A 14,806-nucleotide genomic window follows, 5' to 3' on the forward strand; every position below is an offset into this window, starting at 1 on the left:
CTGCTATCGCAGTAAGAAATAGATTATCCCTCCATTGACAAATGTAAATGGGATACTGGCTACATCCAATAGTGCGGGGGGAGGCCCCCGCAACAAGAGCTAGCCAGTATCTCAATTATTGAAGTCAATCAGGGCTTTTTTGACATAAACCTCTTAATTTTATTTTCTTGCTAAGTGATGAAGAATAAATGAAACAGAGAGCGTTTCCTGTTTGTCATATTGGTGGGCTCAGCCGGGACCACATATCGCTCAGGCCAGACGATGAAATTTGAAAATCAATTATTTCAGCGGAATGCAGAGCCAGCTCGACAAAACCTTTATTTGTTTTTTATCGATAAATAATCAACTCCCGATGGGAGCACTACAATAACATCCGGTGGGCTAATTTTTTAGGTCAATTCGGCGATTTTTTGGCAGAATTGAATTCTGGCCCTGCGCCAAACCATTTTCCCCTTTCTTGAAAAATATTGACGAATCGTTCTGAGATATTCAAATAATGAAAAAAAGGAAGGCGTTTAGGGAGCTAGGCTCCGAGGAGCTACGTGAAGGGCATTATAGGAAAGCGGCGAAACCGTAGTAGAGTCCTAATAAGACGATCCCTACACATAGCAGCACAAAGCCAACCGGGCCTCGGAACTTAAAGCCTCCAGACTGGAACGAGGCGATCCCAGGAATCGGAATTATCCCGACTAGGCTGACGAAGCCTACAGCAGATATCAGCCATCCCATCCATGCTATCGGTTCTGGAACTATCGTATTTTCACCTCCTCTTGTTTTTCTTTGACGACATAGCGTCCTGGATCATTTCGATGTCCGTTAACGTTTGTCATCACAGCCAATATCAAGCTGTCGTATTTAAAATTAATGGCCTCGCGTGAATTAGTTAAGCTATATACTTAATTTTGTAAATTTAACAGATGTATTTTAACAGTTCGGATTGTTATTAAAAACAGTAATTTGTGTATCTTTCTCTTATCTCTTTCTTTTACTTTTTAACTATAATAATATAATTTTATTTATTAGCATAACTGCGCGCGTAACGCGCGCGAATGCGGCAGTTCACCCAGGCTGTTGAATACCACCAAAGCGCATTGAATACGTGCTTGTAGGCATTTTACCTTTAAAACAACCTTAGGTATGGATGAGATAGCGAACATGCCCTATTATCGTCTCTAATGGCTTAATCACCTATTCTTTGCATAATGTACAACTAGAGTAATTCAATTGTAGAAATCAAAGCGGTACGAAAAATGTCATCTCGAGCGCGAATGTACGGTGATAATGATTAGAATCTCGTTTGACCCTCAAATTTGACATCCTGCAGATTGAGCGAAAATCCCGACATACCGGCACTGGGTTTCTCACATTCCCAAGAACACAAGTATGTTCGAGCCAGTAACTAAACTTTTTCGGTCAATTTGCGGTTTTTACACTAAGGGCATCAAACCTTTTTCATTTTTATGAAACTATCTACGAAATATCCTGATGTGTTCGGAGTTGGCAGAGCCAAGGTCTTTGCCCTCAAGGCCGATAAACTTCACTTCCGAGCAAATAATGGCCACTCCTCCCCCTTATGCCGGTTATCCCTTTCTTTTAGTCCATTTTCCTGTATGGAATCCGCAGGTTTCGTTTCTAATCGGCGGTCTGATGGGGCGATGGGAACGACCGACCGGGCGAATGAGGGAATGATGTGGTATCCCCTCAGTCCTACGAGCACCAGGTCTGTCGAAATGATCCCTGCAAGGCAGTCAAAATCATGTTCTATCAAGCTTAAATCGGTCGAAGGCCAGCCATATTCTATAATCAACACAGTCGTAATCACTCTACGGCGATACCATACGGGGTTACTCTCAAGTACTTGATTATCGACCTTCTAGTCAATCGCTCGGAAGCTAAAATAGGTTTACACAATAAAAAAATAGTAAGTCATATATATGGGTTTATACAGGGAGCGATAGTCCTTGACCAACCGGGAATCCGAGAGCGTTTCTGAAAGCTTCAACGTAGAGAAGCTAATAATGCCCGGTCAGGAAGTCGGTGTAACTCCCCTTTTATTACTCTTAAAACAGAAGGCGAGGGAAAGAAAGAGGAGCATTATTGCAGTATTGTTTGGCTCAGATGAAGACCCAATCGACGTTTTTATGAGATATAAAAAGCATGGGTTTAACATTGAAATTAGAAGATATCATTCGTTTTCTGAGGCTCATCTCACCGTAGATAAAAACGAACTCGCGAATGAGGATAAATCACAAGTAATATCGGGATATTTTTACATCCTGCCAATCGAACCTGGAATATGGACATCAATCACCTTTGAGAAAGAAATATTTGTAGAAAAGGGATTAATGAAACTACTTCAAAAACATTCAATGAGCATCAGTAGGACTGGTTTTACTTCAAACGAAATCCATGATGTATTAACAAAAATAATCGAAAAGGACGGAATGACTGCCGAGGTCATAAAAGCGGTAACTTATCCCTATGGTGGAAATGGGGATATTGATTTCAATAGTCGAAGTTTACAAGATTTATTCCACCATTGTACTACAGACCGTAGGTATCTTGACAAAGCAAAGATTCGTATTATTAGGGATGGTCACCAACCATCTGATATTTTCGTCAGTAGAGATGGCATGTTCAGATTCTACAAAGGAGACATTGATTTCTTTTTTAGGATAGTCCTTAGGTCATTCGCGACCCCAGCGAAGAGGACTAAAAATGTTCTAGAGAAACGGGAAAGAACATATGGGAACTACGATTCGAAACCAATAAAGATTGAGTTCGAACATGAAATGTTCAAGGAACAAGGAGATAACGACAAATTCGTTAGAGCAATATCAAAAATAGTGAAATCGGGTGTTTCGGTCTATCATCGGAATCCCTATCTGCATATATCGTTGGTCGATTTTCAAGATGGGTCCACATACGATATCTTTGCAATATCGTCTAGATCATTATGCATCGTCCCGTCATTTAGGTCATCGTTAGATTCATTACAGAGAATTAGCAGCCAGATGTTTAAAAATTTTGATGAGGGATTGGTAAAGGATTGGGAAGAAATTGAAAGAACGATAGACGACTATTTCGTGTGATTCTATGGGTCCTACTCATCCTCTTGAGACTGAACTCAAAGATCATGCCAAATGCGTAAAAGGGCTCAAGGCAGATTTTAGTAATTATGATCAAACCGTCGATGTAATTTCCTGTTGGCACTCATATTTTGAATCCATTTATGTAAGGAAAAGTGCAGGGCTATTTTTTGATCGATATCCAATAATTGGAGACAAAGGACACACTCCAGATTTTACCATGGTTTTTAACGAAGACTATGCGATTATTGCTGATGTCGCCAGATCAATAGAGAACAACTCCCACTCTCTCGAGTCAAAGGCAGCTCAATTAAAGAATTATGATGGATGTAAGAAATTAAGATCTGGACCGGGTCCAAATGATTGGATTGAACCAAAAACAATAGACCAGATGTTAATCCTTCATACTCAGTTCTCTGATCGAGGAGCGAGAGAACTATTGAAAATTCAAAAAAGGGAAGAATACAAATTGGATAATAATCTAGCTATCCTCGAATATGATTTATCTCAAGCCTACGCAGATTCAGCATATATTTTCAAAAAGGTCGGCATAGCTCGGAATAAGAAGTTGAGGGATAAGAGTCTACCAAAACAGCTTCAATTGGAGAGGCTATTCGGTAAAGAATTGAAGTCTCTTAACTGTACGCCGGATAAATTTGTTGTTAATAAGGCAACACACCTGTTTTGTAACGATTCCCCATGTCCAATATATCTTGTTGCGAGGCTTTGGGATAGGGGTTTGATCAATTTATTGACCGATAACCAGTTGGATACGTGGCATCAAGGAACCTCAATGCAAAGTGTTCAAATCGAAACCAGTTCCACAGAACTACGTAATCTTATCCATGATAAAATATCTCCAGGGTGCTGGATTCCTGAAGGTTGTATGGACAATGCATTGGAATTTTTAAAGATTGCTGGCAGGGCAGAGAATGATAATAAAAAATGGACAATAGATTATGGAAATATTCAAATTAAGAAGACAAAAAAACGAACAGGGATTGGCCCCAATAAGGAAGAACTGGTCAATCAATTTTACGAGATGAGGGAATATGCAGAGTTACTATCTACAATGTACTGTGAGGGTCTGAAAAACGTAAACGTCAAAATATCACCAACAGAATCAAAATATAAACAGAAATCATTATTTTAATCAAGTGGAAGGATGGCGCTAGACGGCGGCGTCTCGATAGAACTGGTATCGCAATCGCTTAGGCACGCTTCGACGAAAACCACTGAGCGGTACTATTGCCGTTCACGAGCTGACCCTGCGTTCGCCAACGTCAATGAAGCATACAATCGTATGTTTTATGACGAGCCAGCTATGAACGCGAAAAGCGTTTGAATTGAAATTCGATGATAATTGTCTGGATAGTAAGTAGAGTGGGCTCAACCGGGACCACTCTTGACGTTAGCCAGATGATGAAAAATGCAATTCAATTATTCCATAGAACGCAGAGCCAGCTCGACAATCCCATTTATTCTTTTTTTTATCTCACATATGAGTTGAATGTGTCAGGTCCCAACCTAGATTTCGACTCTAATCATTTCTGAAGTTATTTGGACATGTCGTATCTTTAGTATCTTAATTTTTGATTTACTCTTGCAGTAGTCGGAGAAATATCGGCCACTTCCGCAAGGACAATAGCACTCGTCTAGACAATGCAAATCTTGAGTATTTTCATCTTCCATTCCAGTCTGGATATCCAGCATCCGCAGCGGTTTATCGATGTTGGTCGATACTTCGTATATTAAGTGAAAAGGACTTTTCTCAGGATGTTTTCGAGGAGACGTTGTGAGCTATACCGTTCAGGAAGACAGCACCGTCACCATCAAGAAGGCGGCAAAAAAGAATAAGAGAATCCTGAAAAAGTGATGAACGAATAATGCGCCTCAGCACCCTTCCCCGCTGCTGGTCATCTGCAGTCCGACGATACCGGCCACTTTCAGCAGGAAGAACCTCCGGTGGGGGTTCTAACGCCGCGCCCGTCAAAGGATCTGATCGGCGTCCAGATATTCGGCCGATTCGTCCAGTATCTCGCTGAACTTTTTCAGTTCTTTCTCCGAAAACCTTTCTTGCAGCATCTTGATCATTACGTCGAACTGGCGATCTTCGCGACTATAGGGCTCGCTCGCCTCGGAAGAGATCGACAAATAGTGGATTCGTCCATCGGTTTCGCTTTTCGTCTTGACTACATATCCCTGCTCTACCAACTCGTTGACCTTGATTGTGACCGATGATTTCGAGACGTGCAGCATCTCCGCCAGTTTGGAAATAGTGCAGTTCTCCGTGAAGGCTATGAGGTCCATGTAGAGCACGCTATTGAAAGTGATCCTGTCGTTGACATTGACGCGGCTCATCATCCGGAGCTCCATCAGGGTGCGCGCGTAGTAATGTCGAGCGAAGCTCTTCTTCAGGTCCATGGAATAAGGAAATGGTTTTATTTATATAACTATTAGTCAGGATCGCATGATGCCGCTGCCTCGACGACGCTCCCGTGCCGCTTCTTCTCATTGACAGAGGCCGCCAGTACCAGTGCGATCAATGACAGCATCAAACCTATTATCATGGCGAGATGGAAACCGTCAAGGAAAGTGGTCAACGTCATCTGCGAGAACTCCACCCCCTTCGAGCCTGCCCCCGCTCCAAAGAATGCGGCGAACAGCACGGTCCCAAGAGCGCTCCCGAAGTACATGGTGAACGACATAAGGGATGATGCGGACCCGCTTTCGCTCTTGGGGACGTTCTCCACGATGCGGCTCGTGGCAGCACCTCCACCGATGGCCCATACGAGCCCCATGGACACCAATGCGATGATCAATGGAGCATACCCCATCTCCGGCGTCATCATCGAATAGATTATCATGAACACGGCCATCATCGCGCAGGCGGCAACCACGAATGCCCTTCGCTCGGTCCGGTCGGAAAGCCTACCCAGCCTCGCGGAAAGGGGGAAAATCACCGCCGAAGGTATCAGGAGGAACAGTCCGCTGGTCATCGGATTGAAGCCCATTCCCAGGTCGAGATAGAACGGAACGAGGTACAGGGCGCCCATGAAACATGCGTTGATGAGCACGAACGAGAGGAGTGTGGCGACGAAGCCCTTGAACCTGAACAATTCCAGGTTCAGGACCGGGACCGGGGATCTGCGGCTGGTGATGATGAAGAGCACCAGGGATGCCACGAACACCGATGCGGCTGGAGCAGTGAGGCCGCCCGCCCCCGCGGACGGGGCCGCTTCCACCAAGTAAAGTCCGGACGCCAGCGTGATGAACAGCAGTACCGATCCCTTGATGTCGAAAGAGGTCTTTTCCAGCCCCTCATCCGCAGGAATGGCCCTTAGTGCGAACGCGATCGCTATCAAGCCTATCGGTACATTGATGAAGAATATCCAGTGCCAGGATGTCAGATGCACTAGGAATCCTCCCAGTGCGGGCCCCATTGCCGCGCCGACCGTCATGCCCAGCATGACTATCGAAAGGGCGAACCCCAGCCTGCCCGGAGGATAGTATTTGACGCATAGCATTAGCGCAGAGGCGGCGAGCATGGCCGCGCCAACTCCTTGGATGGCCCTTGATACCAACAGCGCCTCCAGACCCGTGGACAGGCCGCAGGCAAGCGAGCTGAGCGAGAATATCAGGAATCCAACGGTGAAGACCTTCTTTATCGCCCCCCCGTCAGAGATCTTGCCGAAGATGAGGATTAGTCCGGCCATCATCAGGAAGTAGATCGTTATTACCCACGAAACGGACCCCGCATCCCCTCCGAAGGATCTGCTTATGGTGGGAAGGGTCACGTTGACTATTGAACCGTCCAGTCCGTCCATGAACATTGCCAGGGCCGCGGCTGCTAGCAGCATGTTCTTACCCCCGCGGTCGGTAATGACATTGGTCATTGCCGCCGATAATGGTTAGATGTATTTAAGTATAATTGTCTAACTATATGGTGGAATTCGGGCTCGCCAGGACGATGTAATAGTGGGGATCGCCACCAGGATTCACCTCTTCAACCCCACGGAGCACACGGACGAGCGGCACCACGAGTTATGAAAGGGCTCAACAGCAACTCTTTCCCATTTGACATATGATAAGGGTAGCGAGTTGGGTTCAACCTGATTCAGTTCTCATCTTATCCAGATGATGATCATCGATTTTCAATTATTCCTATGGATATGGTTATGGAAAGGATATAATAATACAAGATGTGGGAAATATATCACCATAACACCTGGCGTACTATACGACGGCTGTGATGAGGTGCATTTCAATACATGTCGTTTTTTTATGTTTGATCATTGTTACCCCCCAATGCTGCTGATCGAGTTGTTATTAAACGTAAGTGAATCGTCCATGCCGCAAAGACGACGAAGACCAGGACTGCTACAATGCCAAGATATGTGAACATACCCCCATACGATCCGGTTGCTGCGATAATCGGTACCAAGATGAGGCTAGAAATGAACTGGCCGAGATTGAGCATAACACCGAATCCACCCATGAGTTTTCCGGACGTTTTCGGACTCGATTCCTTCGCGAGTGTGTTCGTTACTGTCGGTATTATAAATCCAACCGCGATTCCGACAAAACAGACGCTGATGAACGTCACAGGGTATGATGCAGGTATTGCGAACAGCAAGTATGCAATAGCAAACAAGCCAAACGCAACAGTTAGTATCGCAAATATTTCTAATCTCCCTGATATCCTTCTGTAAAACATACTTGTGATTGCTGAGCAAACACCATTGAATCCAAGCAACAATCCACTGAGAGTTGTGCTGCCTCCCATTTCTGCAATATAATACGTCAGCTTGGTCGGTAGGGCGAACATTAGAAACATTGTGAGAAGTAAAGAGATGTAGCATAATGCGACCAGTGGTCTGTTGGTTTTCTTTTCTGGTATGTTCTCCAGACCGTCCAACGGTTCCGGATACGCGGGCTCCCTCGCGGAAATAACGACCAGCATAGTGATGAGGAATCCCATTCCGTAGATGAGGAAAGGAAGCCTCCAGCTGATTCCGGCGAGAACGCCTCCAGATAACTCCAGAACCAGTACTCCGATTCCAGTCGCCGCGGCTTGATAGCTGAGTACCTTTACACGCATCGCTCCAGAATAATATTCTGATAACAGTGCGGTACACGAGCATGTCAGTCCAGCAATTCCCATACCTACAAAGAAACGACCGATAAGGATCGTTTCAATGCTGTTGAGGAAATACCCGGAAACTCCTGCGAAACCGAAAATTAGGAGCGAGATGATGAGAATCTTAACCTTACCGATCTTGTCCGCAAGAGTGCCCATCCCCATCCCTGTTATGGCAATGGCTAGAGAAGGTAGCGTAACGATAAGACTAATTATGAACTCAGATGTTTCGGGGAATACAGTACTGATAGTTGGCAGAGCCGGCGCAACGGCGGCACCACCCATTAGCATCATCATAGATGCCAATAGTAAACCTAGTAAGGTCAATTTAGTAGGTTTGAAATCTTCTCTCTCCATATCGGGGAGAATGTGAGGTACTATTTATTATTTTGCATAATTATTAACACGACTATGATAATTAACAAATTTTAAAGTGGGCATTATGCTGAAATCGGGTGTTTCTAACTAAGGTGAGACCCAAACATTGTTGTGTCTAGATGTAAAAAACGGATTTCAATGAACTTCATTAGAAAGGCTAAACCAGTACATAGGCAGGGGAGTAGATTGGTTTAATGGATGAGTAGAATTGAATGAGAAGAAGAGAGGGCACACTTGGGACCACTCAAGTGCGAGAGCTAGTCAATAAATGATGATGCCGGATAAGTTAGTCAATTAAACGTCAAGAATATACACCAATCGGATGGTCATAATTCCAATAATATGATAATATTTTACCTAAATACGTGACAATAACCGCTAAGATAAAATAATTTTATATAAAAAAATAAAAGATGGAAGGAGGTATTTGCATTTAATCTCTTGTCATCCATCTATACTACTTATTAATAATTGCGGCCTCCAACTTACGGACGGCATCAGAGGAATTCTCCCCGTAGATGTCCGCGCCGATTTTATCCGCCCAGGCCTGAGTTACTGGGGCCCCACCGACAATGGTCTTTACCTTTCCTTTCAGACCTTCTTCCCTCATGGCTTCCTCTATCTTTAACTGGTTGACCATCGAAGTAGTCATCAATGAAGAAGAACCGATAAATTCAGCTCCATTTTTGGCAGCTTTGATGAAGCTATCGATTGGAACGTCCTTCCCAAGATTGGTGACATCGAAACCATCGACGGTTAACATTACTGCCACGATATCCTTGCCAATGGAGTGGACATCACCTTCAATCGTCCCTATCGCCACAACGCCCTTACTCTTCATCAGATTACTACTTCCTTTCTTCTTGATTTCCGGGACCAAGACAGCGATACCAGCCTGCATGGCGTCCGCAGCTGCAACTACATGCGGAAGGAAAAGCGTTCCTTGGTTGTACTTTTCACCAACAATGGCCATAGCAGGAGTGAATCCATCCTGAATGACGATAAGGGGATCGATATTATTCATGATCGATTCCTTTGCTACCTCTGCTGCTCCCTTCTTATTGTATCCCAAAACAGAGAGCTTGGCCTTTTGAACTATTTCATCCTTCGTTGCCATATATTTTCCCCCTTCATCCCTTATAATTTCTATCAGATTCCTTTACGACGGCCTTTACATCCCTCAGTATGTCGCGATTCAATGGTACTGGCTTATGTTCCTTTTTGATCTTCATGGCGGCTTCGTGGGCGACATCAACAATGTTTTTCGATCCATCCTTAGCCCAATCACCTATCATGCGGCGATCAAACAATACTGGATCTGACTGTTGATTGAAGTGGGCCAGGGTACTCTCATGACCGATAAAACTCCCACCTGCACCAATCTCAGCAGCTACATCCACAGCGAGCGTTTCTTCATTTACTGGTATGCCACGAGTGATGTTCATTATCATGCTGATAATGTCATGGTCTATCAGCAGTTCTTCGGCAGACATCGTCACACCCAATTCAAGCATACCTGCCCCATAAATCAGACTCGCACCGGCCATAGTTGGCAGAATGCCAGTAATAGTCTTTTCATGCCCGATCTGCGCATCGCAGATCTTCGCGTCCCCCTATATGCCGGCAACAAGGCAGGGAATTCTATAGTATCGTCCGAGGTCTGATACAGCAGCACTTATCATACCTAGTTCAGGTGAGCCAACCGGCGCAGTACCTCTCTTCACGTCAAAAATAGTGGTTGAGGACGCATAAAATACCGGATTTCCAGGATTCATTATCTGCAATAGAGTGAGTGCTGAGAGTACCTCGGCATTATGTGTCACAAGTGTCCCGGCCATATGGATTGATGATGTCCCGCCAGACATAGCCATTGACATATCCATAAAAGGATATCCAAATTCAGCACTCTTGATTAATGCTTGACACTGGTCGACACCCATTTCCAAAGGACTTGTTGGTGCACCACCCAGTGTGATTAGATGTTTATTCCGTGATTCCTCTTCATCGCCCCCATAAATCGCCTTTTCCATCTCGAAATAGGTATCGATATTCCTAGGAACAGTATCTGCTAAAACTGTATGTTTAGTGGTGTTTTCAAGAAATATCTGAAATTCGTGGACATCGTGTTCAGCGCGGGACCCAGCAAGATCTGTTGCAGAGAGAGAGTGAAAATTCACGCTAAAATTCTGAGCGTAATCCACAATCTTCGTTATTGTAGCGATGTCGTCCGTCGTTGAATTGCGAACATTATATGTCCCGTTAGAATTATAATCGGCCATCTTAGTTCCAATGCCGAAGTTCGTAAAGCGGGAATCAGCATCGTATTCGAAGGTGACTGCCTTATCCTTCTCACGCCCATGGAGCTTAAATGCAGAAGGAGCAGTCTTAATCGCCTTCTCCACTAAGTCCCTAGGGATCTGAACCATATTGGTCTTATCATTGACGGTACATCCGTTCTTTCTAAAAATTTCTCTTGCCGACTTGTCTGCCACCTGGACTCCAGTCTTTTGGAGGAGTTCCATTGTTGCCTCATGGATTGCTTTCAGTTTCTCCACTGACAATATCTCGTATTGCTTCATTTTTTACCTCCTTGAAAAGGTGCAATTTTCTCTCACACCATTTTACATGTAATTGATTATTGATACATAATGATTTGGAAAAAATATAGCATATATGTAGCAATATTGATTATTAATTATCTATATTGTCAATTTATGGAAAATAATAATCTTATACTAACTTTAATCTTTTCTCTCATCCCGCATTGATATATCGAAAATAACAGAATCAAACATGAAAAACTAAGATCGCATGTTAACAGATTTGATTCGTCTCTGCGACATTATCCATCCTAGGTAAGTCGAGTATTAACACCAAATTTGAATTAAATGGTCAATAAAACCTAAATTCGATAATCGAAAAAAAGGTATATTGGTAGGGTCTTGACGGCAGAAGAATTAATTGGGATTAAGAGGAGTGATTATTTTCTTGTCAAGACCCCACGAAATTGTTTCAATTTACCTCATTAGCCTTTATCAACACCCCCTCTCCTTTCTCCTTTTCCGTTAATTTATTGCGTTCATTCTGAGAATACATCCATATTGGGAAAAACGCCACGATTAAGACTATGCCCAGAACTGTAGCTATAGCTCCATATGATGTATAGTCGACATATAGAGCACCCATAATTAAGAAGGGGATTTGAAGAATGCCTAAAGCGGCTGCAATCCAAATCCAACCTCTTGGGGCCCTATATGGTCTATCGAGTTTTTTCAATTCTGGGTCTCTCTTCGCCTTTACATAGGCGAAGAGGCCAATGCCAAATGCGATTACATAGCCGATAGCGGATGCTGCCATCACGACAACGAGGTTTCCCAGAGAAATTAGGAACATGTTTATTATCGCAATTACAAGAAGGGCTCGCATTGGCTCTCCCTTACTGCTGGTATGGTCAAGCCACTTGGGCATATTCCCTTCGCGAGCCATTCCATACAAAGCCCTTGCGGAAACAGAATATCCCATCTGGGTCAGTAGAACTAGTGTGCCGATCAGGAATAATATTGCTATTTCTCCACCAATATCACCGAAAACCAAGTTAGCCACTGGTTGTAAAACCGAGATAGGTTGTGCCAATACTCCATCAATCCCTAGAGTTCCAATTGTAGAGGCCTGTACCAATACATACATTATCAGGCAAAAGCCACCACAGGCAAACAATGCCTTTGGGATATCGCGGCCTGGGTTTTTGTATTCTGGGCCATACATCGCACATCCTTCCCATCCTAGAGCCGCCCATTGCGCCATCGTTATTAGCCCGAATAACATCAAAACGCCATTGATATCCCAAGTCCATGCTGGAGTGAGTGCCGTAGTTATGTATTCTATATGGAAGTTACCAGTTAGGAACGGAGCTATAACAATTGCCGTTATCGGAACTACAGAAAAAACCGCCAGTATTAGTCCTAATTTTGCTCCAGAATTCAACCCCCTTGAGGCGATTAAGGCCAGAACTACATAAATCACTCCTCCCAATATTAGATTTAGGACAGTTGAATCAATATTTAAATTAGGAAATAAGCTTTCAACATACGCTCCGATGGTCATTATATAGACAGCTCCGACCATCCACGTAATTAGGTAACCCCACGCGCAGTATCCGCCAATAAGCCGTCCTTTGTCATACTTATTCTTTTTTCCACTCTTGTCCTTAAAAACTTCTTGTGCGAAGCCAGGAATCCCTGATACATTTGGGAAAGCCGTTGCTAGCTCTCCAAAGGCCATGTTTTGTAAAAAGCCCTGGAGCATCACTAAAGCCCATAGGAGTATTGACCAACCCCAAAGATATGATGTTTCAAATCCAATCGTAGGTAAAATTGCAAGCGGCAATCCTACTGCTATGAGAAATCCTTCTCGCCAACTAATACTTCTTCGAAGACCAGATACATTATTTTCTTCAGACATTATATACCTCCATTTTCCTCCCAACACAATAAAAAAGGAGAGTTTAGTTACTACATCATCTTCCTCTCATTGCTAACTTGGCTTTCTCGATCGCATCAGAGGAATTCTCCCCGTAGATGTCCGCACCGATTTTATCAGCCCAGGCCTGAGTAATCGGGGCCCCGCCAACCATCGACTTAACTTTGCCTTTGAGCCCCTCTTCCTTTAACAATTCCTCGATCTTTATTTGGCCGACCATAGTGGTTGTCATCAGTGCTGAAGAGCCGATGAAGTCAGCCCCTTTCTTTGCCTCTTCAATAAATGCCGTGGGATGCACATCCCTGCCCATATTGATTACATTGAAACCAGCCACTCCCATCATGATGGCAACAATGTCCTTTCCAATGCAGTGTACATCTCCTTCAATAGTTCCGATTGCCACTGTCCCTATACTATTGGTCGTTCCATTCTCACCCATTGCCTTTAACCTAGGAGTCAGTACTTCGACACCAGCGTTCATGGCATCAGCAGCAGCAATTACATGGGGTAGAAAGAGTAACCCAGCACCATATTTTTCTCCGACTTCATTCATACCCTTGCTGAAGCCATCCTGAATCATATCAACCGGACTAATCCTTGCCTCTATTGATTCTGCTGCCACATCTTTTGCAGCTTGGGCATCGAACTCGACTACCGACGCCCTGGCTCTTTGAATAAACTGATCCTTGTTGATCATAGAATTATCCTCCCTTTCACCCCTTACGCTCCTTATCAGCCCTTTTTACAACTGCACCCATTTCCTTTAGGAGGTCCTTTTCAATCGGCGTTGGTTTGTAATTTTTCTTAAGTTTGTTCACGCCTTCATGGGTGACATCAACGATGTTCCGGGAGCCATTCTTAGCCCAATCCCCATACATCATTCTATCAAAAAATTCAGGATTTGATGGGAGATCGATGTTTTTTAAAGTTGTCTTATGGCCCAGGAAGCTTTTTCCTGCTCCAACTTCCTGTATAGCTTTTACAGAAAGTGTCTCCTCGTTTACTGGGACACCATTGGTGTAACTCTTGATCATGTTAATAATGTCATGATCGATCAAGAATTGTTCTAGGCTGAAAGTCATTCCTAATTCAACCATTCCGGCACCGTAGATGATTTTTGCTCCAGCAATCGCGGGAGACAATCCAGTAATTGTCTTTTCATGGCCAAGCTGCCCGTCAGGCAGCTTGGCATCACCCTATATGCCGGCTACCCATGAAGGTAGCTCATAATACTGGGCCAGATTCGCTACGCAAGCGCTAATTAGTGCCATTTCCGGAGACCCCACAGGTGCAGTCCCTCGCTTGAGATCGAAAACTGTGGTCGCACTTCCGTACCAAATTGGGTTCCCAGGGTTTAGACACTGGACTAGAACATTACTGGACAATATCTCAGCATTGTGTGTTACAAGTGTTCCGGCCAGATGGACTGGAGAAGTACCTCCACTCATGGCCATACTCATATCCATGATTGGCATATTGTACTTCACACCTTCGAAAATGCATCCCGTCTGGAAAGGATCTAATTCCAATGGACTTGTAGGAGCGGCTCCAACGCTAATAAGCGGCTTATGCAAAGCCTCTTCCTCGTTACCCCCATAGAATGCTTTCTGCATCTCGAAGTAATAATGAACGTTCTTAGGCACGCCATCACCAATCAGATGCTTCGTGCAATTTTCAAAGTTAGTAAATACTTCATGCACGTCTTTTTCAAGTGGAGCAC

Annotated in this window: 12 protein-coding genes; 2 read left to right on the plus strand and 10 right to left on the minus strand. The window is 44.1% G+C overall.

The features are described 5' to 3' along the window. The first annotated feature begins 1,961 nt into the window (after positions 1-1,961). A complete protein-coding gene (locus GXX95_11740) occupies positions 1,962-3,092 on the plus strand; it encodes a hypothetical protein (protein NLT38805.1) in 1,131 nt (376 codons plus the stop codon). Between the two features lie 4 nt (positions 3,093-3,096). Further along, positions 3,097-4,242: a hypothetical protein gene (locus GXX95_11745; GenBank protein ID NLT38806.1), complete on the plus strand. Its 1,146-nt coding sequence runs from the start codon at positions 3,097-3,099 to the stop codon at positions 4,240-4,242. An 836-nt stretch (positions 4,243-5,078) separates the two neighbouring features. On the opposite strand, the gene GXX95_11750 is transcribed toward GXX95_11745, so the two are convergent. From GXX95_11750 to GXX95_11795, 10 genes are all read right to left on the minus strand, one after another. Further along, positions 5,079-5,513, minus strand: coding sequence for a MarR family transcriptional regulator (locus tag GXX95_11750; GenBank protein NLT38807.1), 435 nt, complete (start codon positions 5,511-5,513; stop codon positions 5,079-5,081). Between the two features lie 32 nt (positions 5,514-5,545). Beyond that, positions 5,546-6,985, minus strand: a complete 1,440-nt coding sequence (locus tag GXX95_11755) for a DHA2 family efflux MFS transporter permease subunit (GenBank protein ID NLT38808.1) — start codon at positions 6,983-6,985, stop codon at positions 5,546-5,548. A 386-nt stretch (positions 6,986-7,371) separates the two neighbouring features. Further along, complete coding sequence (locus GXX95_11760) at positions 7,372-8,514, minus strand: MFS transporter (protein NLT38809.1); 1,143 nt, start codon at positions 8,512-8,514, stop codon at positions 7,372-7,374. 550 nt (positions 8,515-9,064) lie between these two features. Then, the gene (locus GXX95_11765) at positions 9,065-9,724 is read right to left on the minus strand and encodes a dimethylamine corrinoid protein 3 (GenBank protein ID NLT38810.1); all 660 of its coding nucleotides are present in this window, start codon (positions 9,722-9,724) and stop codon (positions 9,065-9,067) included. A 13-nt stretch (positions 9,725-9,737) separates the two neighbouring features. Further along, on the minus strand, positions 9,738-10,208 hold the full coding sequence (locus GXX95_11770; GenBank protein ID NLT38811.1) for a hypothetical protein: 471 nt from the start codon (positions 10,206-10,208) through the stop codon (positions 9,738-9,740). Between the two features lie 12 nt (positions 10,209-10,220). After that, positions 10,221-11,186, minus strand: a complete 966-nt coding sequence (locus GXX95_11775) for a hypothetical protein (GenBank protein ID NLT38812.1) — start codon at positions 11,184-11,186, stop codon at positions 10,221-10,223. Between the two features lie 433 nt (positions 11,187-11,619). Then, positions 11,620-13,068: an APC family permease gene (locus GXX95_11780; GenBank protein NLT38813.1), complete on the minus strand. Its 1,449-nt coding sequence runs from the start codon at positions 13,066-13,068 to the stop codon at positions 11,620-11,622. A 55-nt stretch (positions 13,069-13,123) separates the two neighbouring features. After that, complete coding sequence (locus GXX95_11785) at positions 13,124-13,783, minus strand: dimethylamine corrinoid protein 3 (GenBank protein ID NLT38814.1); 660 nt, start codon at positions 13,781-13,783, stop codon at positions 13,124-13,126. Positions 13,784-13,799: 16 nt separating this feature from the next. Continuing rightward, complete coding sequence (locus GXX95_11790) at positions 13,800-14,270, minus strand: hypothetical protein (protein NLT38815.1); 471 nt, start codon at positions 14,268-14,270, stop codon at positions 13,800-13,802. Positions 14,271-14,282: 12 nt separating this feature from the next. Next, positions 14,283-14,729, minus strand: a complete 447-nt coding sequence (locus GXX95_11795; GenBank protein NLT38816.1) for a hypothetical protein — start codon at positions 14,727-14,729, stop codon at positions 14,283-14,285. Between the last annotated feature and the right edge of the window lie 77 nt (positions 14,730-14,806).

Origin of the sequence: Methanomassiliicoccus sp., assembly GCA_012719175.1 — an archaeon.
Classification (GTDB): Archaea; Thermoplasmatota; Thermoplasmata; order Methanomassiliicoccales; family Methanomassiliicoccaceae; genus UBA6.

Excerpts from the sequence above, each read along its gene's own strand:
- GXX95_11780 (NLT38813.1), bottom strand. The coding sequence starts at position 13,068 with ATGTCTGAAGAAAATAATGTATCTGGTCTTCGAAGAAGTATTAGTTGG.
- GXX95_11750 (NLT38807.1), bottom strand. The coding sequence starts at position 5,513 with ATGGACCTGAAGAAGAGCTTCGCTCGACATTACTACGCGCGCACCCTG.
- GXX95_11755 (NLT38808.1), bottom strand. The coding sequence starts at position 6,985 with ATGACCAATGTCATTACCGACCGCGGGGGTAAGAACATGCTGCTAGCA.
- GXX95_11765 (NLT38810.1), bottom strand. The coding sequence starts at position 9,724 with ATGGCAACGAAGGATGAAATAGTTCAAAAGGCCAAGCTCTCTGTTTTG.
- GXX95_11745 (NLT38806.1), top strand. The coding sequence starts at position 3,097 with ATGGGTCCTACTCATCCTCTTGAGACTGAACTCAAAGATCATGCCAAA.
- GXX95_11775 (NLT38812.1), bottom strand. The coding sequence starts at position 11,186 with ATGAAGCAATACGAGATATTGTCAGTGGAGAAACTGAAAGCAATCCAT.
- GXX95_11785 (NLT38814.1), bottom strand. The coding sequence starts at position 13,783 with ATGATCAACAAGGATCAGTTTATTCAAAGAGCCAGGGCGTCGGTAGTC.
- GXX95_11760 (NLT38809.1), bottom strand. The coding sequence starts at position 8,514 with ATGGGTGGTGCCGCCGTTGCGCCGGCTCTGCCAACTATCAGTACTGTA.